We start from the raw sequence: 25,827 nt of genomic DNA, 5'->3' as shown, positions 1-25,827 counted from the left end.
GCAAAAGATCCTGCGCCGGGTTCTTCACTTGGATCAGGCAGCTTTTTTTGTGGCGTCGAAACGACCGTAGAAGCTCTGCCCTTTATCGGCCATCTCGCGCAGCAGCGGTGGGCAGGCAAAGCGCGCGCCATATTTTGCGGCCAGCTGATCGCAACGATCCGCAGCATAGGGCGTGCCCAGAATATCCAGCCAGCTCAGCGGGCCGCCGGACCATGGCGCAAAGCCCCAGCCAAGGATTGCCCCCACGTCGCCCTCGCGGATATCTTCCAGAACGCCTTCTTCCAATGCCCGGACCGCTTCCAGAACCTGAGCAAACATCAGGCGTTCCTGAACCTCTGTCAGCTCGGGTTGATCGTCCGCCAGCGGGTATTTGTCTTGCAGGCCTTTCCAGTGCCCGGTGCGCTTGCCTTTCTCATCATAGTCAAAGAAACCGGCATTCGCCTTGCGCCCCAATCGGCCTTGTTCCTCCATCCAAAAGATCAGTTCGTCGCTGGGGTTTTCCGGATAGGCGTCTCCCATCGCAGCCTTGGTAGCACGCGCGATCTTGGCCCCCAGATCAATCGAGGTTTCGTCGTTCAACTGGATCGGACCCACTGGGAAACCCAACTGACGCGCGGCATTGTCGATCAGCACGGGGCTTACGCCTTCGGTGATCATCCGCAGACCTTCGTTGATATACGGGATGATACAGCGGTTGGCGTAGAAGAAGCGCGCATCATTGACCACAATCGGCGTCTTGCGGATCTGACGCACGTAATCCAGCGCCTTCGCCACCGCGCGATCCCCGGTTTCCTTGCCCTTGATGATCTCGACCAGGAACATCTTCTCAACCGGCGAGAAGAAATGGATGCCGATGAACTGATCCGGGCGCACTGAGGCTTTGGCCAGATCCGAAATCGGCAGGGTCGAGGTGTTCGAGGCGAAGATGCAGTCCTCAGGGATGATCGCCTCGACCATTTGGGTAATCTCGGCCTTGACGCCCGGATCTTCGAACACGGCCTCGATGATCAGGTCGCATCCCTTCAGTTGATCAAGATCAGGGGTCGCGGTGATACGGCCTAGCATGGCCTCTTTCTTCTCAGCCGTGACCTTGCCGCGCTTGATGCCTTTGTCCAGATAGGCCTCGGTATAGGCTTTGCCCTTGTCGGCTGCGTCCTGATCACGGTCGATCAGTACGACCTCCATCCCGGCTTGAGCCGACACCAGCGAGATGCCGGCCCCCATCATACCCGCGCCGAGAACGCCGATCTTCTTGACCGACTGGTCAGCGACATCTTTGGGCCGCACCGCACCCTTTTCCAGCGCTTCTTTGTTCAGGAACAAGCTGCGGATCATTGCCGAAGATGACGGGTTCATCAGGATATGTGTGAACCAGCGCGCCTCGATGCGCAATGCGGTGTCAAAATCGACCAAAGCCCCTTCATATGCCGCACTCAGCAGCGCTTGTGCGGCAGGGAACGCGCCCTGTGTTTTGCCATTTACCATGGCCGACGCCCCGACATAGTTCATGAAACCGGCGGGGTGATAGGGCGCACCGCCTGGCATCTTATATCCCTTCGCATCCCAAGGTTTGACCAGATCGGCGTCAGTGGCATTCAGCACCCATTCTTTTGCGGCGGCCACGGGATCTTCGACAACTTCGTCAATCATGCCTGCGCCTTTGGCTTTTTTCGGCTCCAGCGTCTTGCCTTCCAGCAGCAGCGGAGCGGCGCCAACCGCGCCCAGCTTGCGGACCAGACGGGTGGTGCCGCCCATGCCGGGGAAAATGCCGATCATGATTTCGGGCAGGCCGATCTTGGCTTTGGGGTTGTCGGCGCAAAAGATGCGGTGACAGGCCAGCGGAACCTCCAGCCCGATACCCAAGGCAGTGCCGGGCAGGGCGGCGGCAATCGGCTTGCCACCTTTCTTCGTCTTGGGGTCCATGCCTGCCAGTTCGATCTTCCGCAGAATGCGATGCCCGTTCATGGTGAAATCGAACATGGCCTGAGCCGGTTCGTCGCCCGATTTTTCACGGATCGACCCCAGCACGTTCAGGTCCATCCCCGCAGCAAAACTGTCCTTGGCCGAGGTGATGACCGCGCCCTTGATGCTATCGTCGGACAGGACCTGATCAATCATCTCTTCAATCAGTGCCAGCGCCTCGACGCGCAGAATGTTCATGCTTTTGTCGGGAACGTCCCAGGTGATGATGGCAACGCCATCCGCGTCCACGTTCATGGTGAAATCAGTCATGTCTCATCTCCGATCTGGTCAGCCGTCAGCGGGCTGCCGTCCTTGCGGGTAAAGCGAAAGCCATCGGCATCGAACTTCACCATCATGTCCACGTCGCTGTAATAGCCGGTCTCGGTCGGCGTCCGTGTGCCAACCACCAGAAAGGTCGCGGGTGCATCACTCTTGTTCACAAGGTGATGGCCGTTCGCCTCACCCGCCGGCCATGCTGCGCAATCGCCGGGCTGCATCTCATGCTCGCCATCATCGTCAATCAGCGTGCAGGTGCCGCTGAGGATAATGGCGAACTCGTCTTGTTCTATGTGGTAATGGCGCAGCGATGACAGGCCGCCCGGCTCCAACCGCACGATGTTTACTCCGAACTGCGTCAGACCGTTCGCGTCGCCCAGAGGCTGTACATACCGCGCGTCGCCTGCTTTCGCCAATTTGCCGGGATAGCCGGAACCGTTTCGAAACGGGATTTTGGAAAGTTCAATCTTGGGCATCAGACTCTCTCGATAATGGTTGCCGCACCCATGCCGGATGCGATGCACAATGTGGCGAGGCCAGTTTCCTTGTCCTGGCGCTCCAGCTCATCCAGAAGTGTGCCGATGATCATCGCGCCGGTCGCACCCAGCGGATGACCCATCGCGATCGAGCCGCCATTGACGTTGACCAGCGCGGGATCCACATCAAACGCCTGCTGGAAGCGCAGCACGACCGAGGCGAAGGCTTCGTTTACCTCGAACAAGTCCAGATCGCCGATCTTCATGCCATTGTCGGCGAGGATCTTCTCGGTTACCGGAACCGGGCCGGTCAGCATGATGGTCGGGTCGGTGCCGATCTTGGCGGTCGCTTTGATGCGGGCACGCGGCTTCAGGCCATACTTCTCGCCGAATTCCTTGTTGCCGATCAGAACCGCAGCCGCCCCATCCACGATGCCCGAGCTGTTGCCCGCGTGATGGATATGGTTGATCCGCTCAAGATGCGGGTATTTGATCATGGCCACCTTGTCGAAGCCCGGCATTTGCTCGCCCATCATCGCGAAGGACGGGTTCAGCGCGCCAAGGCTTTGCATGTCGGTGCCCGGGCGCATGTATTCATCCCGGTCCAGAATGGTCAGGCCGTTCTGATCCTTGACCGTGATGACCGATTTTTCGAACCGGTTGTCTTCCCAGGCATTCGCCGCACGTTTCTGCGATTCAACGGCCAGCGCGTCCGCGTCATCCCGGCTGAACCCGTACTCAGTCGCGATGATGTCGGCTGAGATGCCTTGGGGCACGAAATACGTGTTCATTGCCAGTGTCGGATCGACGGCAATTGCGGCTCCGTCGCTGCCCATGGGTACGCGGCCCATCATCTCGACGCCACCGGCGATATACGCGTCACCCGCGCCGCCTTTGACCTGGTTCGCAGCCAGATTTACGGCCTCCATACCCGAAGCGCAAAAGCGGTTGATCGCCAGACCGGGGATCGACTGGTCCAGATCCGAGGCCAGAACGGCCGAGCGCGCCAGACAGCCGCCCTGTTCCATCACCTGTGTGACGTTACCCCAGATCACATCCTCAACGGCGTGGCCTTCCAGATTGTTGCGTTCTTTCATGGCGTTCAGGGTCACGGCGGACAGGCGCACCGAGGTTACCTCGTGCAGGCTGCCATCCTTGCGGCCTTTGCCGCGCGGGGTGCGCAGGGCGTCATAGATATAGGCTTCGGTCATGGGGATCTCCTCAAGCTCGATCCGACGGGTTGCCGGGCATCAGGTCATAGGGGTGTTTCCAGCCGGGCTGTTCGGATAAGCGGGTCAGCCAGGCATCGATATGGGGCCAGTCGGCACGATCAAAGCCGAATGGTTCGGGGTAATAGAGGTAGCCGCAGCAGCTGATATCGGCGTTGGTCACACTGTCGCCTACGATCCAGTCGCGGCCTTCCAGATGACCATCCAGCACCTGATAGGCGGCTTTCAGGCGTCCTTGATTGAAGGCAATCACATCCGGGTTGCGGTGCTTTTCCGGCAGAAAGTTGATCAGGAAACGGGTCAATCCGGCCATCGAGCTGAGCTTGTGGTTGTCCCACAAAACCCAACGGAAAATGTCATAATTCTCCTCCCGGTCCTTGCCGCCGAATTTTCCCGACTTTTCTGTGACATAAGCCTGAATCGCACCCGATTGGCTGGTGCGGAAATCACCGTCCACCATCACAGGCGCTTCACCCATTTCGTTCACTTCGGCGCGATACTCCGGCGTGCGTGTTGCACCGTTGAAGAAATCGACAAAGACCGGTTCCCACTCAAGGCCAGACATCTCAAGGGCCAGCGCGGCCTTGTAGCTGTTTCCGCTTTCTCCGAAGCAATGCAGTTTGATGGTCATGCGCTCGCCCCTCCCAAGGCGCGTGTGGTTAGATCGGGAATGAGTATTTGTGAAAAGATGAAGGTTTCATCGTAACTATTTCGTAACCAACTTCTGGCCTGATGGCCGTGCGGTACAGGTTGGAGAGCCGATGACCGCAAAAGGTGAAGTCGTCCCTGTCCTGATGGTGAGTGCGCCCGGTGACAGGGGCGCATCATGTCTTCATCTTTTCAAAAATACTCCCGCCGGAGGCATCTGGCCTCGAGGCCAATGCTGGCAGCGAATTGGTGCGAAGCGTCACCGCTTGCGCGCTTCCAGTTCGGAATTGAAGATGCGTAGCCGGTGGGTCAGGTTCTCCTCGTTGATGACGCTGTTGAAATTCTCGAACAGGAAAGACAGTGCCTCCCCTTCGTCCAGACCCGCCTCGCGGGCAAAGCCGCGGAGTTTGCGATACCCGTCTTCCGTCATTGCGACGGGAAATCGGCGGGTCAAGCGAAAGCGCTTTGGCATGTAAAGTCCTCCTGGAACTGGTTCCGGGCACAGGGGCCCGGAACCACACTGAGATCAGAAGTTCGCCGCGTCCAGTGCCATTACCGTGTCTGCTCCGGTCTGGATGCGGGCCAGATGCATGGCGGTCGCGGGCAAGCGGCGGGCCATGTAGAACCGGCCGGTGTCGATCTTGGTCTCGTAGAACTCTTTGTCCGACGCGCCACCGTCCAGCGCATCCTGCGCGGCCTTGGCCATCTGCGCCCACAAAAGGCCCAGGCAGACATGGCCGAACATGTGCATGAAGTCATAGGACCCAGCCAGAGCATTATTCGGATTCTTCATGCCTTCCTGCATAAAATACATCCCGGCAGCCTGCAGGTCTTTTGAGGCAGCTTTCAGCGGCTCGATGAACGCTTTGTCATAGGCTTCGTCCTTGCCTCCGTTCTCCTTGCAGAAGGTTTTGACCATCTCGAAGAACGCCATGACGTGCTTGCCGCCGTCCTGCGCCAGCTTGCGGCCTACAAGGTCCAGCGCCTGAACGCCGTTTGCGCCTTCGTAGATCATCGCGATACGGGCATCGCGGGTGTATTGCGACATGCCCCATTCCTCGATGTAGCCATGCCCGCCATAAACCTGCTGCGCCTGAACGGTCATGTCATAGCCCTGGTCGGTCAGGAAGCCTTTGATGACAGGTGTCAACAGCGAGATCAGGCCGTCTGCGTCCTTGTCTTTGGCGCGGTGTGCCTTGTCCAGCATCGTCGCACCCCAAAGGATGAACGCACGCGCGCCCTCGGTGAAGCTTTTCTGGTCCATCAGGTTACGGCGGATATCCGGGTGGACGATCAGCGGATCAGCCGGGCCATCGGGGTTCTTCACACCGGTCACGTCGCGACCTTGCAGGCGGTCTTTGGCGTATTCCAAGGCGTTCTGGAACGCAGCTTCGGCCTGCGCCAGACCCTGCATTCCGACACCCAGACGCGCCTCGTTCATCATGGTGAACATGGCGCGCATGCCTTTGTGCTCTTCGCCCAGCAGCCAGCCTGTCGCCTCGTCATAATTCATGACGCAGGTCGAATTGCCGTGGATGCCCATCTTCTCTTCGATCTTGCCGACCGAGACACTGTTACGCTCACCCAGAGAGCCGTCTTCGTTGACGATGAACTTTGGCACGATGAACAGCGACACGCCCTTGATGCCTTCGGGTCCGCCGGGGATTTTGGCCAGCACCAGATGGATGATGTTGTCAGCCATATCGTGGTCGCCGGACGAGATGAAAATCTTCTGACCGGTAATCTTGTAGCTGCCATCGCCCTGCGGTTCCGCTTTAGTGCGCATCAGACCCAGATCGGTGCCGCAATGGGGCTCGGTCAGGTTCATGGTGCCGGTCCATTCACAGCTGACCATGTTCGGCAGATAGGTGTTCTTCTGATCGTCAGACCCGTGCGCAAGAATGGCCGAGGCCGCGCCATGGGTCAGGCCCTGATACATGGTAAAGGCCTGGTTGGAGCCCGAGAACATCTCGCCCACCGCGGTGCCGATGACATAAGGCATATTCTGCCCGCCATATTCTTCCGGCATGTCGAGGCCCGTCCAACCGCCTTCCTTCATCTGCTCAAAGGCGTCTTTGAACCCGGTCGGGGTATAGACCACACCGTTTTCCAGTCGGCAGCCTTCGGTATCGCCGACCACGTTCAGCGGGTGCAGAACGTTCGAGGCTATCTTGCCCGCCTCTTCCAGAACGGCGCCTGTGAATTCGGCCTCAAGCTCGGAATATCCCGGAATGTCCGAGGACGAGACCTTCAGTACATCATGCAGAATGAACTGTGCATCTTTGATTGGCGCATTGTAGACGGGCATATGAAGCTCCCTTAATTCAGATGTCCGGAGGGCAGGGCGAGGTTACTCGGCTGCCTTCTTTTCCTGTTTCATCGAGGCGATGACTTTCTCGCCCCAGCGCAACTGCTCTTTCAAATCGTCGATGGCCTGTGTCAGTTCATCGCGGCGCGCTTCCATATCCGACAGACGTTCGCATGCGATTTCATACGTGCGGGTCATCTGGGTCAGTTGCTGGTCGCCCACATGGTACAGGTCCAGAAGTTGCCGGATTTCTTCAAGGCTGAAGCCAAAGCGCTTGCCCCGCAGGATCAATTTCAGGCGGGCACGGTCCCGTTTGGTGAACAGGCGCTTTTGGCCCTCACGGATCGGAAACAAAAGCTCCTTGGCCTCATAAAACCGCAAAGTGCGCGGCGTGACGTCATAGGTCTCGCACATTTCGCGGATGGTCATCAGGTCTTCGGTCATGTTTCAAACTCTCATCACTGGCGTCATGCCAATTGAGTTGCGCAGTCTATGAGCGTTTTACAACACAGAATTGACGTTTACGTAATGTGGACGCTGCGTCACAACAAAATTGACGTAACTTCCGGTCACGTAAGTCGTGAGGGACGCAATAATCTTACCCTGCGTAAGACGTAAAAGGACTAGCTTTGAAGGCAGAAGATTGTGTCAGGCGGGCACAGAACGATCCGGCCAGGCTGATTCAGGTTGCCTACTCCAGCAACTCGACGGTCTGGTCCCGCAATTGTTGCAGGGCTTCCATGGCTTCGTCCAGTTGCTGGCGTTGTTTGCGCAGTTCTTCCATCTGGCGATCAGCCATCTCGACAAAGGTAGCCATCTGCGCCTGATTGCCCTGATCTTCGTAGATCAGCAGCCACTGTCGGATCTCCTCCAACTGGAAACCGAACTTCCGACCGCGAAGGATCAGTTTCATACGTGCAACTTCGCGCGGACCATAGAATCTTGAGCGACCTTCGCGATCTGGCTGCAGCAGTTCGATGTATTCATAATAGCGAAGCGTACGCGGCGTTACATCGAACTCGGCGCACATCTCTTTGAATGACAAACGGTTGCCGGACATACGTGATCTCCTCGGCTGCAACCTAGGGCGTTGGACGCGCAAGCGCAACAGGCGGGCTTGCCCTTTGCCAGCGCGCGCTCTCATATAGGAACAAACAAGAGGACAGGAACCTTTCCCATGGTCGACAAGACGGTGTTTGCCCGCCAGTTCATCGAGGCGATCCCACACGCAAAGGCGTTGGGGCTTGAGCTGACTTTTATTGGCGACGGGGAAGCCGAGATTTCAATGCCATACAACGAGCAACTGATCGGGGACCCCAGAACCGGGGTAATCCACGGCGGCGCTGTTTCCACCATGCTGGACACGTGCTGTGGCGCGGCCGTCATGAGCCATCCGTCGGCGCCGGGAAGCACTGCGACCATAGATTTGCGCATCGACTACATGCGTGCGGCGACACCGGGTCAAAGCATACACACGCGCGCCACCTGCTATCACATTACGCGTAACGTCGCCTTTGTGCGGGCAACGGCCACAGATGACGACTCTGATCGACCGGTCGCAACTGCGTCCGGTGCGTTTACTGTGGAGGGTCGCTAATGGCCCGCGCCCGTCCCGAGCCTATGCAGGTCGTCAAGCAACGCCGCGATGCAGCCCTTAGGGCGCTGGTCGAAGGCGTTCCCTATATCCGGTTTCTTAATATCAGCTTTGATCGGCGGGGGGATGAACTGACGGGTGTCCTCAATTTCGACGAAAAGCTCATCGGCAACCCGCTTTTGCCTGCCCTGCATGGTGGTGTCACAGCGGCATTCCTTGAGGTGACAGCGGTGATCACCTTGAGTTGGGAACACATGTTCCCTCGGATTGAAAGCGGAGAGATCGAGGCCGAGGATATTTTGCGTGACGAGAACATCCGGTTTCCGAAGACGATCGACTTTACGGTCGATTATCTGCGCTCGGGCCTGCCGCGTGACGCGTATGCCCGGGCCTTTGTCAATCGTTCAGGGCGCAGATACGCTTCGGTTCGGGTAGAGGCCTGGCAGGACAATCACGCAAAGCTGTTTGCGCAAGGAACCGGGCACTTCCTGATGCCGCAGGCCTCGGGGCGCAGTACTTAGCCGTGCAGGATTCGTCAGCCCCGATAACCCACCGGCGCGTTTTGAAGATCGCGGTACCGATCGTGCTGTCCAATGCGACAGTGCCGATCCTAGGGGCCGTCGATACCGGAGTGGTTGGCCAGATGGGGCAGGCGGCTCCGATCGGGGCCGTGGGCATGGGTGCCGTGATCCTGTCAGCGATCTACTGGATATTCGGGTTTCTGAGGATGGGCACAACCGGCCTTGCCGCGCAGGCGCGGGGCGCGGGGGATACGGCCGAAACCGGCGCACTGCTTATGCGCGGCCTGCTTTTGGGTGCATCAGCCGGGGTTATCTTCATTCTGGCGCAGGTGGGCGTATTCTGGGGGGCTTTTGCCCTGTCGCCGGCCAGTCCCGAAGTCGAGGCCCTGACCCGCGACTATCTGGAAATCCGCATCTGGGGTGCTCCGGCCACCATTGCGCTTTACGCGGTGACCGGATGGCTGATTGCGATTGAAAAGACGCGGGGCGTCTTCATCCTTCAGGTCTGGATGAACGGGCTGAATATCCTGTTGGATTTATGGTTCGTGCTGGGCCTGGGATGGGGTGTCGAAGGCGTCGCAATCGCGACGCTGATTGCTGAATGGACCGGGTTGGCGCTGGGTCTGTGGCTGTGTAGGCAGGCATTTGCAGGCAATCAGTGGAAAGATTGGGCCCGTATCTTCGATGCCGTCCGCCTGCGGCGTATGTTGCAGGTCAACATGGATATCATGATCCGCTCGGTGCTTCTGACCGGCGCGTTTACGACCTTCCTGTTCGTCGGCTCGGACCTCGGTGATGTCAATCTTGCCGCCAATCAGGTGCTGTTGCAGTTTCTGGAAATCACCGCCTTTGCACTGGACGGGTTCGCCTTTTCCGCCGAGGCTCTGGTCGGCAGCGCCGTGGGCGCGCGTGATCGATACCAGGTGCGGCGCGCCTCGGTCATGGCATCTCAGTGGGGTGTCGGCGGCGCCTTTGCGCTGGGTCTTCTGTTCTTTCTGGCCGGCCCTGCGTTGATCGATCTGATGTCAACCTCGCCCGAAGTTCGGGCGGCGGGGCGAGACTATCTGTTCTGGGCGGCTATCGCGCCTGCCATTGGCGTGGCCAGCTGGATGTTCGACGGCATCTACATCGGTGCGACATGGACCCGCGCGATGCGTAATGCGATGGTCCAGTCGGTTGCGATCTATGTGGTTGCGCTGTTTGTACTGGTGCCAACATATGGCAATCACGGATTGTGGGCCGCGCTGATGGTGCTGAACATTGCGCGCGGCCTGACCATGGCTTGGCGGTATCCGCGGCTTGAGGCGCAGGTGGCCTAGAGGAGATCCAGCAAAGCCTCGGGCGGGCGGCCAATCGCGGCCTTGGTGCCGGTAATCCCCACAGGACGCTCAATCAGGATCGGGTTTTCCGCCATTGCCTTGATCAACGCATCCTCAGGTGCGGCTTTGGTCAGCCCCAATTCCTTAAAACGCTTTTCGCCTGTGCGCATCATATCAATTGCAGAACACCCTAGAAGCGTCAAAGCAGTGCGCAGTTCATCCTCGGATGGTGCGTTTTCCAGATATTTGCGTACCTCGACCTCTGCTCCTTTCTTTTCAAGCAGGGCCAGCCCCTGACGAGATTTGGAGCATCGGGGGTTGTGCCAGTATTCGATCATAACCAGTCCTCACGTTTGGTACCCACAGCCTGCGCCACAGTTTCAAATCCATCCTTGGCCAGCAAACGGTCCAGCCCCCGTGCGATGTCGGCGGCCAGAGAAATGCCGCCATATACCATCGCGGTGTAAAACTGCACGGCCGAAGCGCCTGCGCAAATCTTGGCATAAGCTTGCTCGGCCGTGCTGATGCCGCCAACGCCGATCAACGGAACCTGATCGCCGACCATCTGACTGAGTTGCGCCAGCACACGGGTGGATTTTTCGAACAAGGGCGCTCCGGACAATCCGCCAGCCTGTTCCTTGTGACGGCTATGCAAACCATCCCGCGAAAGGGTGGTGTTGGTGGCTATGATCGCATCGACACCGGTTTCCAGGGCAACCTCGGCAATGTCCTGCAACTCGGCTTCGGTCAGGTCAGGGGCGATTTTCAGGAAGACCGGCAGCGGGCGAGATAGGGTGTTCCGTGTTTCAATGACGCCCGACAGCAACGCGCCAAGCGCGGCCTTGCCCTGCAGGTCCCTCAGCTTCTCGGTGTTGGGGGATGACACGTTGACGGTGGCAAAATCCAGATACGCCGCGCAATGGGCCAGAACTTTGGCGAAATCGCCGGAGCGGTCGTCGCTGTCCTTGTTGGCCCCCAGATTCAGGCCGATCACCGCGTCTTTGGGGCGTTTAGCCAACCGTGTGGCCATGACTTCCATACCCTCATTGTTGAACCCAAAGCGATTGATGGCGGCCTGATCTTTTGTCAGGCGAAACAGACGCGGCTTGGGGTTTCCCGGCTGCGGGCGCGGCGTGACGGCCCCGACCTCGATAAATCCAAAACCGACGCGCGACAGGGGGGCAAGTACTTCGCCGTTCTTGTCGAATCCGGCGGCCAAGCCAACAGGATTGGGCAGGTCCAGCCCTGCAACCTGTGTTCTAAGCCGTGATGAGGTGACAGGCCCCGGTGTGGGCGCAAGGCCAGCTTTCAGTGCCTTGATTGACAGGCCGTGTGCCGTTTCGGGATCTAGCTTGTGCAGGGCGGCAAGGCCCAGTCTTTCGGTCAGGTTCATCCGAATGAGGTTCCGCTGTCTGTTGGCGCACACCGGATCAGGCGAGAGGTCTGAACCGCAGCCTGCCGATGGATAACCGCCTTTTGGTATTCAGGATCGGTCACCATTTGCAAAAAGGCGTGGGCTGAGGGGTAGCGGGCAATGAACACCTCGTCCCAGCTTTCGTCATCCGGGCCGATGAGCATTGTTTGATACGATCCGCGCCACAGGATCGATGCCCCAAGGCGTGCCACGATGGGGGCTGTCTCGGCCCCATAGCGCTGATAGGCCTCGGCCCCGCTAAGCCCCGCGCCTGCCAATTGGTGATCCTGCGGGTATTCCGCTTTCTCCCGAAAGCGAACGAGGTTCAGCATCTCGATCGGATGGTCGCGGTCCAGCGCTTTAAAAGCTTCGAACTGCCCGCGTTCGGGGTCGATGAACGTGGTCATAACATGTCCTCCGGGAACTGGTGTATTCCGTCCTGCATGGGCAGATCACGGGCCCACAGAACATCCGACATCCGGATCTGGCGATAAAGATGTGGGAACAAGGCGCCACCGCGCGAGACCTCCCATTTCAGATCATTGCCCATTGCGTCGGCATCGCAGGCCAACAGCGTCAACCCTTCGGCACCAGCGAAATGCTTGGCCACAGTCTCGGCCGCCTGATCGGCAGTCGAAAAGTGGACATAACCGTCAGCAACATCAATCGGTGCCCCGTCAGAGGCGCCTTCTCTTGCAGAGCAGCCCATTCATCGGCCCGGAAAATCTTGTAAATCAGCATGCGGAGGTGATGCCTTGCGTTGCGGGTAGAATCAAGCTGGATTTCCCCCTTTGACTCTTCCCACACAACGGCGCACGATCCTGGCAATAACAAACAGGGAGTCTCAGATGTTTACTCGATTTCTGACATCAGTGGCCGTTCTTGGCCTGACCGCAGGTATGGCTGCGGCGGAATACAAACTAACCATTCTGCATACCAACGACATTCACAGCCGTATTGAGTCCATCAATAAATACGACTCCACCTGTGACGCCGAAGGTGAGGCCGAAGGAAAGTGCTTTGGCGGCGTCGCCCGTCTGAAAACACTGGTCGACAGCAAACGGGGCGAATTGGCCGATCAGAACGTGCTGCTGTTGGATGCAGGCGATCCCTTCCAGGGATCACTTTTCTATACGACCTACAAAGGCGCTGCCGAGGCCGAGTTCATGGAAGCCATCGGATATGACGTAATGGCGGTGGGTAACCACGAATTTGATGACGGCCCCGAGGGCCTGGCCGCATTCATCGATACGGTCAGTTTCCCGGTTATCTCGGGCAACCTTGATTTGTCCTCGTCAGCCGAGTTGAAGGATAAGGTGCAAAACCACGTCGTTTTGGATGTGGGCGGCCAGAAAATCGGCATCATCTCAGCACTTGCTACAGATACGGTTGATACGTCCAGCCCCGGCAAGGACGTCATTTTTCAGGATGAGATCGAAAGTCTGACGGCAGATGTGGCGGCCCTTCAGGACGAGGGTGTGAATATCATCATTGCGTTGAACCATGTTGGTTTGGCCAAAGACCTGGAAATTGCCGAGAAAGTCCCAGGCCTTGATCTGGTGATTGGCGGCCATTCGCATACGTTGCTGTCCAATACTCAGGACGGTGCCGCCGGGCCTTACCCAACGATGGTCGGCGCAGTGCCGGTTGTTCAAGCCTATGCTTACTCGAAATATCTGGGCGAGATCACGCTGACATTTGACGATGATGGAAACCTGATCTCTGCAGAAGGTGAGCCGATCCTGCTGGACGCGTCCATCACGCCAGACCCGGATGTCGCTGCCCGCGTCGCGGAAATGGGGGCTCCGATCGAGGAGATGAAGAAGCGCGTCGTGGCAGAGACTGGTGCCTCGGTTGAAGGCTCGCGCGATATCTGCCGTGTGCAGGAATGCGAGATGGGCAATCTGGTCGCCGACGCCATGCTGGCACGGGTCAAGGATCAGGGGGCTCAGATCGCAATTGCCAACTCGGGCGGTTTGCGTGCTTCGATTGACGAAGGCGAGGTCACCATGGGCGAAGTTCTGACGGTTCTGCCGTTCCAGAACACCCTTTCGACCTTCGAGATCAGCGGACAGGGTGTCATCGACGCTCTGGAAAACGGTGTCAGCCAGGTTGAAGAGGTCAAAGGCCGCTTTCCGCAGGTTGCCGGTATGACTTTTGTCTGGGATCCCTCTGTAGCTCCGAACGAAGGTCGCATTACCGAAGTTATGGTTGAGACCGATGGCGGCTTCCAGCCCATCGATCCAGGCGCCACGTATCTGGTTGTGACCAACAACTACGTGCGTAATGGCGGGGACGGCTACAAGATGTTCGAGGGCGATGACAAGAACGCCTATGACTTCGGCCCTGATCTGGCGGATGTGACGGCCGAGTATCTTGCAGAAAACGCCCCGTACCAGCCTTATTTGGATGGGCGGATCAAGCAGAAGTAAATCATGGGAATAAATCAGAAAGGCCGCCCATTCGGGGCGGCCTTTTTCGCTTAACCGAATTCGTATTCCGGCCAGAGGTCCGGGTCGAACCCATCCAGCATGGGTTGGATGTGGTCCGCAACCTCGCGCCATCCGCCGATGGATTTGGTCGAGATTTTTTTGCGCACCTGATCGATGCTCGCGGTGCGCACCTGCTTTTTGTTTTCTTCCGGGTGCATCATTTGTTCGTGCCATTCTATCCCACAGAACGCAGCGACCTTGCGGCTGTAGGTTTCCGGGTCAGCCACCAGTTTTTCATAGGGGATCGTCAGGATACGATCACCGAACACCTTGTCCCAATGGGCCATGTATTTCCGATACATATTGGCTGAATGTGCAATCGCTTCGAGGTTCGAGGCATAGCGCATGCCCGGCGCCGGAAAGCGGCGAATCCATTTGGACAGGCCGACATCCCGTGGATCGCGCATCATGTTGACGATCTTGGCGTTCGGGAAGGCCGCCAGCAAAAACCCAACCCGCTGATAGTTGTGGGGCATCTTGTCTACAAATGCAGTCGAGCCTTCGGGGATCGGTGGCATCAGCTTTCTGAATTCCTGTGCGAATTCCCGGGCGGCGTCGGTATCGAAGACCTTTTCCTCTTCGACCAACTGGTGAGAAAGGTCCGCCGCCAGGGTCAGTTCTCCGCACCCTGCGATGTCAGGCGCAGAGCTTAGCATCATCTCCATCAAAGTGGTTCCCGAGCGCGGCTGTCCGATGACGAAGATTGGCATCGGGTCCTCGGTCAGACCGGAGGCCATTGATGATGCAGAAGCCGGGAACATGGCACAAATCTGTTGCTGCTTCTCCTCTTCTCCAGCAGCGTCGTACGGGTTTGTGTCGTGTTGCGCGGCGTTTGCGATGCTGAATTGCGGTAAGGCCTCAGACAATCCATCACGCTTTGAGATTAGGTGAGCCTTCGCAAATTCGAGCGTTGAGCTGACGTGATCAGTCTCGGAAATTGCCTTTTCGGTCGTCGCGATCAAAGCGTCGACCTCATTTGTAGATACCATGCTGGAAAGCTGGAACAAAGAGGAGGCGTGGGTGGGTTCCCTCTCCAGTATAAGCTCCAGGATTTCAGCGCTACCCGCTTTGTCTCCGGCCTGATGAAGGTTGACAGCATATCGAAACGCGATGTCGGTATCGTCTGCAGCCAGATTGTGCGCTTTTACAATATCCCTTGTGCTGTTTTCGACAAACCCAATGCGACCATAAGCGCGACCCCGCGCTGACAGTAGTTTGGCGTTGTCGGGGTCGTTTTCCAGTTTTTTTGTCGTGTATTCGATGATCGTCCGCCAATTGTCACCCTTCAACTGAATCTCATCCGCTACCCGAACCAGTTCCTTGTTGTTCGGAAACTGTTCCAGCTTTTGCTCCGCATAGGCCAGTGCACGCGGAATCTGACCGGTTTGCATCAGGGCGTTGGCAAGGTTCTCGACAAACTGCGGATCATCCGGCTTCATCTTCGCGGCTTCGATAAAGTGCGGAATGGACTGCTTATAGCGCTTCATCTCGGTCAGGACGAAGCCTGCGATGGCGTGATAATCCGAATCTTTCGGAAACTTCTTCACCCCCAGCTGCGCCTTTTTCAACGCCTGCGGTAGTTTGCCGGTGTCCAGATCAGCAAGTGCTTTGCTTTTGAGGGGATTCACTGTTTGTTGTGCCATATGACCGCGCGGGATCCTGTGCCTGTGTGAAATCAATCTTTGAAAGTTCATTACCGATGTGCGGACGGTTTGCAATAACTCTTCAAACGGACGACATGGCCAGGCTGTTCTCAGCCAGACCTGCGAACTACCAACCGGTTACGCCCAGCTATAATGTGTGTCCGACAAACCCTGTACATGTTGTGCGCCCAGGGGAAGACGGGCGTCGGCTGGATGCTCTGCGTTGGGGGTTCTTGCCGCACTGGTACAAGACCGAGACGGATGGCCCTTTGCTGATCAATGCCCGGTCCGAGACGCTTGCCGAAAAGCCTGCTTTCCGCGCTGCATGCCGTGAACGTCGCTGCTTGATCGCAGCAACGGGGTTTTATGAATGGACGAAAACCGCAGATGGTCAGCGCCAGCCGTGGTTTATCCAACGTCGCGATGGAGAGCCCATTGCCTTTGCTGGTGTCTGGCAGGATTGGGGGGCAGACGGCACCCGGCAGGGCACCTGTGCGATTGTAACTACAGCAGCCAACAAAACCCTGGTCGGGATACATCACCGTATGCCTTTGATCCTTGAACCCGAGGATTGGCCGCTGTGGCTAGGTGAAGAGGGCAAAGGCGCGGCGCGTCTGATGCAGCCCGGCCCCGAGAATACCCTGACTTTTCATCGCGTGGCGCGGGCCGTAAACTCGAACCGCGCCAGCGGGCCAGAGCTGATCGAGCCTGTGCCGCAGCGCTGATTGGCATACGCCTTTCCTTCCATCTTCTCGCAGTTTAAACCCCGGATATGTCCTTGAAATTCTCCAGCCTGCCGCAACTTTACGCGCATCCGTTTGACAATGTGATCGATGTGCGCAGCCCTGCGGAATATGCCGAGGATCATTTGCCAGGCGCCATCAGCCTGCCGGTACTGGACAATGAAGAGCGCGCACGAGTGGGCACTATATACGTCCAGCAAAGTCCGTTTCTGGCGCGCAAGCTGGGTGCTGCGCTGGTGTTTCGTAATGCAGCGAACCACATTGAAAACAGCCTCAGCCATCATGAGGGTGATTGGCGTCCTCTGGTCTATTGTTGGCGCGGAGGGCAGCGGTCGGGCTCATTTACATGGATGCTGCAACAAATAGGCTGGCGCGCCGAAGTGGTTGAGGGCGGCTATCGAACTTATCGCCGTTTGGTGAACCGATACCTTTATGATGATCCGCTGCCGCATCGTCTTGTGGCGCTGGACGGCTATACCGGCACGGCCAAGACGGATCTTCTGGCGCTGTTGCAAACGCAAGGAGTGCAGGTGCTGGATCTTGAGGGGCTGGCCAATCATCGCGGCTCATTGCTGGGTGAGAGGCCCGGCGGGCAGCCCAGTCAGAAAGCTTTCGAATCCGCCTTGGCCGCTGCATTGTGCCAGCTGGACCCGGCGCGCCCGGTGGTGGTCGAAGCGGAATCCTCGAAGATCGGTAGCTTGTTTCTACCACCCACCCTCTGGTCGGCACTATGTGCCGCTCCGCGCATCGTGATTTCGGCTACGATTGAAGCGCGCGCTGCCTATCTGGCCGAAGCATATGACGACATTTTGTCTGATACCGAGCGGCTGCGTGATCGCCTGTCGCCCCTTCGGTTCCATCGCGGGCATGAGGTGGTGGATAGCTGGCTCGCCTTGATAGACACTGGCAACAAGCAGGGGTTGACGCAGGCACTGATGGAGCAGCACTACGATCCGGCCTACGCAAAATCTCGCAGAGCGCAGGCGGCAGAGGTGATCGCGCTGGTCGAGACCGCAACTCTGGATGCCGCCGGTTTGTCCGAAATGGCCGATCAGATCGGGCAGGTTCTGGATCAGCTTTGAAATCGCAGGCCTGCTGTATCCGTAAGGTGCCCAATGACAACCGCCGGATAGCCAGCGGCGCGCAGTTGCGAGCACAGGTGCTCCGCTTGATCATCAGCAACCGCCGCCAGCAGTCCGCCTGCCGTTTGTGGATCAAACAGCAAATCCGCTTTGCTGCCTGTTGGCAGTTCCGGCGCAATCGCCCGATTGTCAGCGAAAATCGTCGAGCGGATACCTCGCTCACTCAAAGCAATTGCGCCATCCATTACGGGGATGTTCGTCAGGTCGAGCGTCGCGCCACAGTCCGAAGCCTCACACAAGCCGCTCAGGTGACCGGCCAGGCCAAATCCTGTCACGTCCGTCATCGCATGGGCTTTGAACAGAATGCTTGCGGCCTTTCCCTGTGGCTGAGTCATATGCTTGTAGGCCTCTGCGACCCAGGCCCCTTCGGCCTGACCAGCCATTTCCGCCGCCATCAGAACGCCGCTGCCCAATGGTTTTGTCAGGATCAGGGCATCTCCGGGTCGACCTCCGGCCAGTGTGAGTGGCTGGTCTGAACACAGACCCGTAAGAGTAAAGCCGATGGTCATCTCATCCCCGAGCGAGCTGTGGCCCCCGACGATTTCCGCCCCGGCCTGACGCATGACCTGACTTGCCGTGGCCATAATCTCGGCCATGGTTCGGTGCTGCAACTCTGCCGACATCCGGGGCAGGATGATCGTGGCGGTTGCCGCTTGCGGTGTCGCAGCCATCGCCCAGATGTCCCCCAGTGCGTGGACCCCAGCGATGCGGGTCATCAGAACAGGGTCATTTACCAAGCTGCGCAGGTGATCCGAGGTCATGACCTGCCGAGCGCCGCCGGTCTGCATCAGCGCTGCGTCATCACCGGGCAGGGGGATAATGTCATTTCGGGTTGGCGGCGGAAGGTCCTGCAAGGCAGCCCGCAACGCGTTCCGGCCCACCTTTGCCCCGCAGCCGCCACACATGGGTTTGTCGCCCAGTGCCTCGGTCAGCCCAGCGGCGTGCTGGCGGGGGACAGCTGGAGTCCTCATCTGTGGCAGCTGGCGAAACCTGTCCATGAAACCCTGATCGATATGGTTCTTCCACTTCCACATCAAAGGGCCGCTGAGTGAGGTTCCCATCCGCTCGGCCAATGCAGATTTCGTGCCCAGTGAAATCAGCTTCAGATAATCGCGTTGCGGCTTGTAGTGTCGCATCCGTCCGGCCCCCAGTGCAGCACGTAGATTATCGAACAGCACCGGAGCTTCGCGCACCGCATAAACACCGGCCTTTGGGCGCGGGTTTTCGGTGAGGTGGGCGCAATCTCCCGCGGCGAAAACCGCCGGATTGCTGGATTGCAGATGCGCGTTTACACGGATGAAACCGTCCTGAAGGTCCAGCCCGGTTTTGGTTATCCAGTCGTAGGCGCGGGCACCGGCGGCTCCGGTGATGAACTCTGCCGGAATTGCGCGGCCGTTCTCCAACTCAACATGGTCTGGGGCGACACGAGTGATCGTGGCATCTTCGATCACATCCACGCCGAGTTCAGACATGGCTTTCCGGATGGTGTTGGCGGCTTTGGCCCCCGTTGCCGTCAGGGCCTGAGCGTTGTCAATCAGAGTGATTTGAGCGGGTCGGTTTCTGGCCCGTAGTGCGTGGGCCATGGCCATGACCAGTTCAGCCCCCGCGACCCCCCCGCCGATAACTGCCACGGACGCGGGGCCAGAACCGTCCAGATACGCGGCCCATCGTGCCGCAAACGGGCCTAGGGGTTTGGCAGGGACGGCATGTTCCGCAAAACCGGGCAGGGACGGCATGTCCGAAGTAATCCCGACATTGATCGAGGCCACATCGAAGGCGACGGGCGGTCGCCCGGGCACGTGAACCGTTCGCTGATCCGCATCGATCCCGTCGACAGCCCCAAGGATCACCCGCGCGCCTGCGAAGCGCGCAAGGCGGATGAGGTCAATATCCAGCTCACACCGCTGATAGTGTCCTGCAACAAAGCCAGGCAACATGCCCGAATAGGGGGCCGTTGGCCCGGGATTGATCACCGTCACCCGCGCGCCGGGTAAAGGGTTCATCCCCCATTTGCGCAGGAGCAAGGCGTGCGTATGACCGCCGCCAATCAGAACCAGATCACGGGTCAGGGGCAGCGGAGATGTGTGCATGTTTCTCAGTTCGTGCTGTGGTCGGGGACGTCCTCGACCTGCTCAACCGCGTGGGTGGCCCAAAGCTCATCCTCGCCCGCGTCCGGCAGATCGCTGGGCTTTTCATGGCGGTGAATATGCCATTTGGCAATGAACAGCGCCGTGATCGGTGCGGTCAGGAACAGGAAAAGGGTAATCAGCAACTCATGCAGGGACAGGTGCTGCTCGATCAGACCAGAATGACAGATCGAGGCCAACAGTACGCCCCCCACGCCCAGCGTTGTGGCCTTGGTGGGTGCATGCAGGCGCGACATAGGATCTTTCAGCTTGATCATGCCAAACGATCCGACAAAGCCGAAAATGCCCGAGACGATCAAGAAGACGGTGATCAGCAGTTCGAATATGACTGTCATGCCGCCCTCACTCGATAATGTTGCCGCGCAGCATAAAGCGCGCATAGGCCACGGTTGAGACAAAGCCGAGCATCGCGATGATCATGGCGGCCTCGAAAAAGATCTCGGTCCCCTGCGCGATGCCATAAAGGATCATCAGGGCGATCGTGTTGATGACCATCGTATCCAGAGCCAGGACGCGCGTGCCCACACCGTCGGCGGTGATGATCCGCCACAGGCACATCATGATGGCGGCACCAAAGCAGGCGAAGGCGAAATAAATGGCATAAGTGATCATTCGAAAATCTCCTTCAGGCGGCGTTCATAACGCTGCTTGATCTGGTCCCGCACCGCGTCGGTGTCGGGTGCGTCAAGGCAATGAACCAGCAGGTTATGCCCTTGTGCCGATAGATCGCAGCTGACAGTGCCCGGGGTCATGGTGATTGTGCCTGCCAGAACCGTAATTGCTTCGGGCGTGCGCAGCTCCAGCGGGATGCAGACCCAGTTGGGCTGCCGGTCGGCATCGCGTTTGAACAGGATGATGCGGGCGACGGTGATGTTGGCCATCACGATATCCCAAAGCACCACCAGAATGTACTCGACCACCATCGGCCAGTTCCGCAGCTTGGGTCGGTCGGGCCAGTACGGCTGGGTGATGAAAGGGATGATGATCCCCAGAATCAGCCCAAACACCAGCGAGTTCAGCGAGGGCTTGTTGGCAAGCAGAATCCAGACCAGAGTCAGCAGGACCGTCAAGTGCGGGTGGGGGAATATTCGGTGCAGCAGCTTCATTACTCTTCCCTTCCCAATACGGCTGAGATGTAGTCATCCGGCGTAAACAGTTGATCAGCGGTCTTGCGGGAATATTCCAGCGCCGGTCCGGCAAACAGTGTCAGCAGGACAAGGCCCAGAACCGCGCCGAAGACGGCTGTGAAAGCCAGGCCCGGCTGCGGTTCCGGGGCCGGCAAAGGTTCAACCTCTTCTTCAGTTTCGGGTTTTGGGTTGTGCTCGGCATCGTGGCTTTTCCAGAAGATCAGCGAACCGGCGCGGGCCAGACCCACGATTGTCACGAAAGACCCGATCAAGATCACAGCCCAGATTGCATTCGCATCGGGTGCGTTCCGCGCAGCGTCCAGAACCAGCAATTTGCCGATGAATCCTGACAGGGGCGGCATCCCTGCCAAGGCAATTGCTCCGACAAAGAACAGGGCCGAGATCAACCCGCTTTGCGGCATCGGGGCTTTGGGGACAATAGCGCCCCCGCGACGCTCCATCACCATGTCGGCCACAAGGAACAAAAGCGCTGTGGCGAGCGTCGAATGGAAGATATAGTAAAGCGCCGCCGCCGAAGCCTCGGGCGTGAACAGAGAAATGGCAATCAGCAGCGTGCCCATCGACGCAATGGCGCAAAAGGCGACCATGCGCGCGATATGTTGGGCACCAAGAGTGCCGATGGTCCCAACAGCCAGCGTTAGCAACGCCGCTGGTTGCAGCCAAGTGCCGACCAGCCCTTCGGTCACCGGTACGTCCGGTCCGAAGGCCAGTGTATAGACACGCAGGATCGAATAAGCACCCACCTTGGTCATGATGGCGAACAGGGCCGCGACCGGCAGCGGGGCATTGGCGTAACTGGCGGGCAACCAGAAATGCAGTGGCAGGACCGCAGCCTTGATGCAGAAAACCAGCAACAACAACACGGCCCCAACCCGCAGCAACGCGGTATCTTCAGGAGGAATCTCAGCCACCCGCACGGCCAGATCGGCCATATTCAGCGTACCCGTCACGCCATAAATCGTACCAAGCGCAAACAGGAACAGGGTCGAGCCGATCAGGTTATAGGCGACGTACTGAACACCAGCCTTCAAGCGGACTGACCCGCCGCCGTGGGTCATCAGGCCGTAAGATGCGATCAGCAGGACTTCGAAGAACACAAACAGGTTGAAGGCGTCGCCGGTCAGAAAGGCACCGCAAACACCCATGAGTTGGAAGTGGAACAGGGCGTGGAAATGCTTGCCCCTATCATCCCAGCCTGACGCAATGGCGTAAAGTACGATGGGCAGAGCCAGCAAAGCGGTCAGTAGCACCATCATGGCAGACATTCGGTCCAACACCAGAACAATACCGAATGGCGCCGGCCAGTTGCCCAGTTCATAAACTTGGATTACGCCGCTGGACGCCTGCGCGGTGACGGTCAGTGCAATGCCCAGCAGACCAACCACGCCAGCGACCGAGAAGATGCGTTGCAGGTCCAGATGGTAGCGCAGGACCATGATGATGAACGGGGCCAGAATCGCGGGCAGGACGATCGGCGCAACGATCCAGTGGTTCATGCGTCTTCTCCCGGCGCGTCCACGCTGTCCTGTGGGCTCATGTCGATATGGTCATCTTTCGAGGACAGGTACGCCGACAGCGCGATCATCACGATCACCGCCGTCATCCCGAACGAAATCACGATGGCCGTCAGAACCAGCGCCTGCGGCAGCGGGTCGGTATAGGGGACCTCTTCATATTTGTTCAGAACCGCAGGCGCGTTCAGCGCCAGACGGCCGGTGGCAAACAGAAAGACGTTCACCGCATAGGTGATCAGGGACAGGCCCAGAATGACGGGGAATGTCCGACGGCGCAGGATCAGGAAGATCCCGGCTGCGGTCATGACGCCCACGGCAGAGGCTACCAGCGCTTCCATCAGACCTGCTCCTTCTTTTCTTGTTCTTCTTCCGGTGGATCATCCCTTAGCGGGTTGATATCCATCGGATGCTCCTGCGCCATGCCGGGCTGCCATGCAAAGCGGGACAGGCTGTCCAGCGCCAGCATCACCGCGCCCAAAACGGCAAGGAAGACGCCTGTGTCGAACAGCAAGGCTGTGGCCCATTCGAACTCCTCCAGCGGTGGCCAGTTGATGTAGCCGAAATCGCTGGTCAGGAACGGGCGCTCATTGAACCACGCGCCCAGGCCGGTGGCGGCGGCAATCAGAACACCCCAGCCGATGGTCCCGTGGTAGTAGAACCTTTGCCTCTCGATGGCCCAGGTGTACCCGCTGGCCATGTATTGCATCAGGAAGGCAATCGCGACGATCAGGCCTGCGATAAACCCACCCCCAGGCTGGTTGTGCCCACGGAAAAAGATGTAGGCACCGACCATCAGCGCAATCGGCATCATCACGCGGGTGGCAACCACCATCATCAGCGGATGCGAGTCCCCGGATTGCGGCCAATGGGGTTTTCGGTTCAGCAGGTAACCGCGGACATTGCTGCTTAGAACGGCTTCGGTCAGGGCAAAGATGATCAGGGCTGCGATGCCCAACACAATGATCTCACCAAAGGTATCAAATCCCCTGAAGTCTACGAGGATGACGTTGACCACATTGGTTCCGCCGCCACCTTTGTACGAATTCGCCAGATGGAAATCGGATATCGTCGGAAAGGCAAAGTCCCGCATCATCAGCGCATAGATCAGCCCGCCCGTACCAAGCCCGGCAACAACCGAGATCGCCGCATCGCGCCATCGGCGCGGGGCGCTGCTGTCCCACGGTGTGTCGGTAGGCAGGAAGTTCAGCGACAGCAGCAGCAGAATCATCGTCACCACTTCGACCGAGATCTGGGTCAGTGCCAGATCCGGAGCCGAGAGATAGTTGAACGCCATCGAAACGATCAGGCCCACAACGCCGATTAGCACCAGCGACAACAGGCGATTGCGGTGGAACCACATGATGGCCAGCGTCGCTCCGACCAGGCAGATCCACCCGATGATCGGAATGATCTGAGCGGGCAGAGGCACGCGTGTTTCAAGGCCAATGGTTCCGGTCGCGTAGGCATAATACCCCAGTAGAACCGTGAAAGTGATGAGGATGATGGCATAGCGGCTGAGGACGCCGTTATGCAGCTCGTCGGTGACCCACCGGCTGATCCGTGTGAACGCGCGGATGACGGCTTCGAAGATCACTTTGGCCTCGGGGCGGGGCAGAGCATTCCACACTTGGTCAGCCCTGCGATGCAGCGACAACAGGAACAGGCCGCCAAGTGTTGCAACGGTGGACATGTAAAGCGCAGGTGTAAAGCCGTGCCACAGCTTGAGCGAGTAATAGGGCAGCTTCTCTCCGCCAATCACGGCGCTCGCTACAACCGCGACCAGAGGCCCGACAATCGCAGCTGAGTAGAGGCCGATCAGAACGACCAGGACCACCAGAAACGCTGGGGCAAGCCATAGTCCTACAGGGGGGTCATGTGGGTGATGCGGATAGTCGTCCCGCTGGGGGCCCAGAAACACATGCCCGATAAAGCGGAAGGAATAAGCGGCCGAGAACAGTGCGGCCAGCAGCGCCAGACCTGGCACCAGATAGTCAGAATTCAGCCATGCGGTATGCACGGTCTCTTCCAGCATCATCTCTTTCGACAGGAAGCCGTTCAGCGGCGGCAGACCCGCCATGGACAGTGCTGCAATCGTGCCGATGGTAAAGGTGATCGGCATCAGGTGCCGCAATCCGCCCAGGCGTTTGACATCGCGCGTTCCGGTTTCGTGGTCGACGATCCCGGCGGTCATGAACAGCGCGGCCTTGAAGGTGGCGTGGTTGATGATGTGAAACACCGCCGCCACGGCGGCAAATTTCGTGCCAAAGCCCAGCAGCATGGTCACCAGACCCAGATGCGACACGGTGGAAAACGCCAGCAGCGCCTTCAGGTCATCCTTGAACAGCGCGATGCAGGCACCGATCAACATCGTCACCAGCCCGGTCGTGGCGACGATATAGAACCACGCATCCGTTCCCGCCAAAACCGGCCACATGCGTGCCATCAGGAACAGTCCGGCCTTCACCATCGTGGCCGAATGCAGATAGGCGGACACGGGCGTCGGCGCGGCCATGGCGTGCGGTAGCCAGAAGTGAAACGGGAATTGCGCCGACTTGGTAAAACAGCCCAGTAGGATCAGGATCAATGCGGGCAGATAATAGGGCGAGGCCTGAATCAGCTCTTTGTTTTGCAGGATGACGCTCAGGTCATAGGACCCCACGATATTGCCCAGAATCAGCATGCCCGCAATCATTGCCAAGCCACCCGAACCGGTCACGGCCAACGCCATGCGCGCGCCCTGACGACCTTCGGGCAGGTGTTTCCAATAGCCGATCAGCAAGAATGAGCTTAGCGACGTAAGCTCCCAGAAAACAAGCAGAAGTAGGACGTTGTCAGACAGAACGATCCCTACCATAGCGCCTTGAAACAGCAACAGGTACGTATAGAACTGCCCCATCGGGTCCTCACGCGACAGGTAGAAGCGCGCATATAGGATGATCAGCAGGCCGATCCCAAGGATCAGCAACGCAAACAGAAACCCCAACCCGTCCAGCATGAAATTCGCATTCAGGCCAAGTCCCGGGATCCAGTCAAACCGCGCTGTCACAACGTCTCCGCGCATGACCGAAGGGATGTGGATCAGCAACCCCATGAGCGCGAGGAACGTGGTCAGCCCCGCTGCGGATGCCGCCGCGTTGCGGCCTGCTCGGATCAGAAGGGCCGGGAAAACAGCGCCGAGAAAGGGAAGGGCCGCGATAAGGAATAGGGACAACTGCGATACTCCGGTCTGGGCGGTCGTTGTTATGATTGTG

Annotated in this window: 25 protein-coding genes and 1 pseudogene; 6 read left to right on the top strand and 20 right to left on the bottom strand. The window is 58.5% G+C overall.

Annotated features, from left to right (window positions below; all coding sequences use genetic code 11):
• Positions 1–33: 33 nt before the first annotated feature.
• From ACP0GE_RS05955 to ACP0GE_RS05920, 8 genes are all read right to left on the bottom strand, one after another.
• Complete coding sequence (locus ACP0GE_RS05955) at positions 34–2,232, bottom strand: 3-hydroxyacyl-CoA dehydrogenase NAD-binding domain-containing protein (RefSeq protein WP_424831074.1); 2,199 nt, start codon at positions 2,230–2,232, stop codon at positions 34–36.
• The gene (locus ACP0GE_RS05950; RefSeq protein ID WP_424831073.1) at positions 2,229–2,714 is read right to left on the bottom strand and encodes a cupin domain-containing protein; all 486 of its coding nucleotides are present in this window, start codon (positions 2,712–2,714) and stop codon (positions 2,229–2,231) included. Before ACP0GE_RS05950 ends, ACP0GE_RS05955 begins: the two co-directional genes overlap by 4 nt.
• Entirely contained in the window at positions 2,714–3,925 is a 1,212-nt protein-coding gene (locus tag ACP0GE_RS05945) for an acetyl-CoA C-acetyltransferase (protein ID WP_424831072.1), read from the bottom strand. The genes ACP0GE_RS05950 and ACP0GE_RS05945 overlap by 1 nt, the downstream gene beginning before the upstream one ends.
• 10 nt (positions 3,926–3,935) lie before the next feature.
• Positions 3,936–4,574: a glutathione S-transferase family protein gene (locus ACP0GE_RS05940; protein WP_424831071.1), complete on the bottom strand. Its 639-nt coding sequence runs from the start codon at positions 4,572–4,574 to the stop codon at positions 3,936–3,938.
• Positions 4,575–4,850: 276 nt separating this feature from the next.
• A complete protein-coding gene (locus ACP0GE_RS05935; RefSeq protein ID WP_170495439.1) occupies positions 4,851–5,063 on the bottom strand; it encodes a hypothetical protein in 213 nt (70 codons plus the stop codon).
• A 54-nt stretch (positions 5,064–5,117) separates the two neighbouring features.
• Positions 5,118–6,899 carry an acyl-CoA dehydrogenase C-terminal domain-containing protein gene (locus tag ACP0GE_RS05930; protein ID WP_424831070.1) on the bottom strand — a complete coding sequence of 594 codons (1,782 nt, stop codon included), beginning with the start codon at positions 6,897–6,899 and terminating at the stop codon, positions 5,118–5,120.
• Between the two features lie 42 nt (positions 6,900–6,941).
• Complete coding sequence (locus ACP0GE_RS05925) at positions 6,942–7,343, bottom strand: MerR family transcriptional regulator (RefSeq protein WP_424831069.1); 402 nt, start codon at positions 7,341–7,343, stop codon at positions 6,942–6,944.
• 247 nt (positions 7,344–7,590) lie between these two features.
• The gene (locus tag ACP0GE_RS05920) at positions 7,591–7,959 is read right to left on the bottom strand and encodes a MerR family transcriptional regulator (protein WP_424831068.1); all 369 of its coding nucleotides are present in this window, start codon (positions 7,957–7,959) and stop codon (positions 7,591–7,593) included.
• Between the two features lie 117 nt (positions 7,960–8,076).
• On the opposite strand from ACP0GE_RS05920, the gene ACP0GE_RS05915 reads away from it, so the two are divergent.
• The 3 genes from ACP0GE_RS05915 to ACP0GE_RS05905 are packed head-to-tail and all read left to right on the top strand — an operon-like array spanning position 8,077 to position 10,333.
• Positions 8,077–8,496, top strand: coding sequence for a PaaI family thioesterase (locus tag ACP0GE_RS05915; protein ID WP_424831067.1), 420 nt, complete (start codon positions 8,077–8,079; stop codon positions 8,494–8,496).
• A complete protein-coding gene (locus ACP0GE_RS05910; protein ID WP_424831066.1) occupies positions 8,496–9,014 on the top strand; it encodes a PaaI family thioesterase in 519 nt (172 codons plus the stop codon). Before ACP0GE_RS05915 ends, ACP0GE_RS05910 begins: the two co-directional genes overlap by 1 nt.
• A 2-nt stretch (positions 9,015–9,016) precedes the next feature.
• Positions 9,017–10,333 carry an MATE family efflux transporter gene (locus tag ACP0GE_RS05905; protein WP_424831065.1) on the top strand — a complete coding sequence of 439 codons (1,317 nt, stop codon included), beginning with the start codon at positions 9,017–9,019 and terminating at the stop codon, positions 10,331–10,333.
• On the opposite strand, the gene arsC is transcribed toward ACP0GE_RS05905, so the two are convergent.
• From arsC to ACP0GE_RS05885, 4 genes and pseudogenes are all read right to left on the bottom strand, one after another.
• Positions 10,330–10,671 carry an arsenate reductase (glutaredoxin) gene (gene arsC / locus ACP0GE_RS05900; RefSeq protein ID WP_424831064.1) on the bottom strand — a complete coding sequence of 114 codons (342 nt, stop codon included), beginning with the start codon at positions 10,669–10,671 and terminating at the stop codon, positions 10,330–10,332. The genes ACP0GE_RS05905 and arsC overlap by 4 nt on opposite strands.
• Complete coding sequence (locus ACP0GE_RS05895; RefSeq protein WP_424831063.1) at positions 10,668–11,726, bottom strand: quinone-dependent dihydroorotate dehydrogenase; 1,059 nt, start codon at positions 11,724–11,726, stop codon at positions 10,668–10,670. The genes arsC and ACP0GE_RS05895 overlap by 4 nt, the downstream gene beginning before the upstream one ends.
• The gene (locus ACP0GE_RS05890; protein WP_424831062.1) at positions 11,723–12,154 is read right to left on the bottom strand and encodes a DUF1330 domain-containing protein; all 432 of its coding nucleotides are present in this window, start codon (positions 12,152–12,154) and stop codon (positions 11,723–11,725) included. The genes ACP0GE_RS05895 and ACP0GE_RS05890 overlap by 4 nt, the downstream gene beginning before the upstream one ends.
• Positions 12,151–12,488, bottom strand: a pseudogene (locus tag ACP0GE_RS05885) (DUF952 domain-containing protein). The gene ACP0GE_RS05890 and the pseudogene ACP0GE_RS05885 overlap by 4 nt, the downstream one beginning before the upstream one ends.
• Positions 12,489–12,595: 107 nt before the next feature.
• On the opposite strand from ACP0GE_RS05885, the gene ACP0GE_RS05880 reads away from it, so the two are divergent.
• The gene (locus ACP0GE_RS05880) at positions 12,596–14,179 is read left to right on the top strand and encodes a bifunctional metallophosphatase/5'-nucleotidase (RefSeq protein ID WP_424831061.1); all 1,584 of its coding nucleotides are present in this window, start codon (positions 12,596–12,598) and stop codon (positions 14,177–14,179) included.
• Positions 14,180–14,229: 50 nt separating this feature from the next.
• Here the strand turns inward: ACP0GE_RS05880 and ACP0GE_RS05875 are convergent, their stop codons facing one another.
• On the bottom strand, positions 14,230–15,882 hold the full coding sequence (locus ACP0GE_RS05875) for a tetratricopeptide repeat-containing sulfotransferase family protein (protein ID WP_424831060.1): 1,653 nt from the start codon (positions 15,880–15,882) through the stop codon (positions 14,230–14,232).
• Positions 15,883–15,938: 56 nt separating this feature from the next.
• On the opposite strand from ACP0GE_RS05875, the gene ACP0GE_RS05870 reads away from it, so the two are divergent.
• On the top strand, positions 15,939–16,607 hold the full coding sequence (locus tag ACP0GE_RS05870; RefSeq protein ID WP_424831059.1) for an SOS response-associated peptidase: 669 nt from the start codon (positions 15,939–15,941) through the stop codon (positions 16,605–16,607).
• Between the two features lie 47 nt (positions 16,608–16,654).
• A complete protein-coding gene (mnmH, locus tag ACP0GE_RS05865) occupies positions 16,655–17,707 on the top strand; it encodes a tRNA 2-selenouridine(34) synthase MnmH (protein ID WP_424831058.1) in 1,053 nt (350 codons plus the stop codon).
• Here the strand turns inward: mnmH and selD are convergent.
• Genes selD through ACP0GE_RS05830 form a run of 7 tightly spaced genes read right to left on the bottom strand, consistent with a single transcriptional unit; the run spans position 17,698 to position 25,787 of the window.
• Positions 17,698–19,857, bottom strand: coding sequence for a selenide, water dikinase SelD (gene selD / locus ACP0GE_RS05860; RefSeq protein ID WP_424831057.1), 2,160 nt, complete (start codon positions 19,855–19,857; stop codon positions 17,698–17,700). The genes mnmH and selD overlap by 10 nt on opposite strands.
• Before the next feature lie 5 nt (positions 19,858–19,862).
• Positions 19,863–20,249 carry a Na+/H+ antiporter subunit G gene (locus tag ACP0GE_RS05855; protein WP_424831056.1) on the bottom strand — a complete coding sequence of 129 codons (387 nt, stop codon included), beginning with the start codon at positions 20,247–20,249 and terminating at the stop codon, positions 19,863–19,865.
• A 7-nt stretch (positions 20,250–20,256) separates the two neighbouring features.
• Positions 20,257–20,526 (bottom strand): K+/H+ antiporter subunit F, encoded by a 270-nt coding sequence (locus ACP0GE_RS05850; RefSeq protein ID WP_424831055.1) that lies wholly within the window; start codon positions 20,524–20,526, stop codon positions 20,257–20,259.
• On the bottom strand, positions 20,523–21,020 hold the full coding sequence (locus tag ACP0GE_RS05845; RefSeq protein ID WP_424831054.1) for a Na+/H+ antiporter subunit E: 498 nt from the start codon (positions 21,018–21,020) through the stop codon (positions 20,523–20,525). The genes ACP0GE_RS05850 and ACP0GE_RS05845 overlap by 4 nt, the downstream gene beginning before the upstream one ends.
• Positions 21,020–22,558 (bottom strand): monovalent cation/H+ antiporter subunit D, encoded by a 1,539-nt coding sequence (locus ACP0GE_RS05840; RefSeq protein WP_424831053.1) that lies wholly within the window; start codon positions 22,556–22,558, stop codon positions 21,020–21,022. The genes ACP0GE_RS05845 and ACP0GE_RS05840 overlap by 1 nt, the downstream gene beginning before the upstream one ends.
• The gene (locus ACP0GE_RS05835; protein WP_424831052.1) at positions 22,555–22,914 is read right to left on the bottom strand and encodes a Na+/H+ antiporter subunit C; all 360 of its coding nucleotides are present in this window, start codon (positions 22,912–22,914) and stop codon (positions 22,555–22,557) included. The genes ACP0GE_RS05840 and ACP0GE_RS05835 overlap by 4 nt, the downstream gene beginning before the upstream one ends.
• On the bottom strand, positions 22,914–25,787 hold the full coding sequence (locus ACP0GE_RS05830) for a monovalent cation/H+ antiporter subunit A (RefSeq protein ID WP_424831051.1): 2,874 nt from the start codon (positions 25,785–25,787) through the stop codon (positions 22,914–22,916). The genes ACP0GE_RS05835 and ACP0GE_RS05830 overlap by 1 nt, the downstream gene beginning before the upstream one ends.
• Positions 25,788–25,827 lie beyond the last annotated feature (40 nt).

This window comes from Ruegeria sp., assembly GCF_965243365.1.
In the GTDB taxonomy this organism is placed as follows: Bacteria; Pseudomonadota; Alphaproteobacteria; order Rhodobacterales; family Rhodobacteraceae; genus Ruegeria.
The sequence above is the reverse complement of the archived record's forward strand: the minus strand, read 5'-3'. Positions and strand labels throughout refer to the sequence as shown.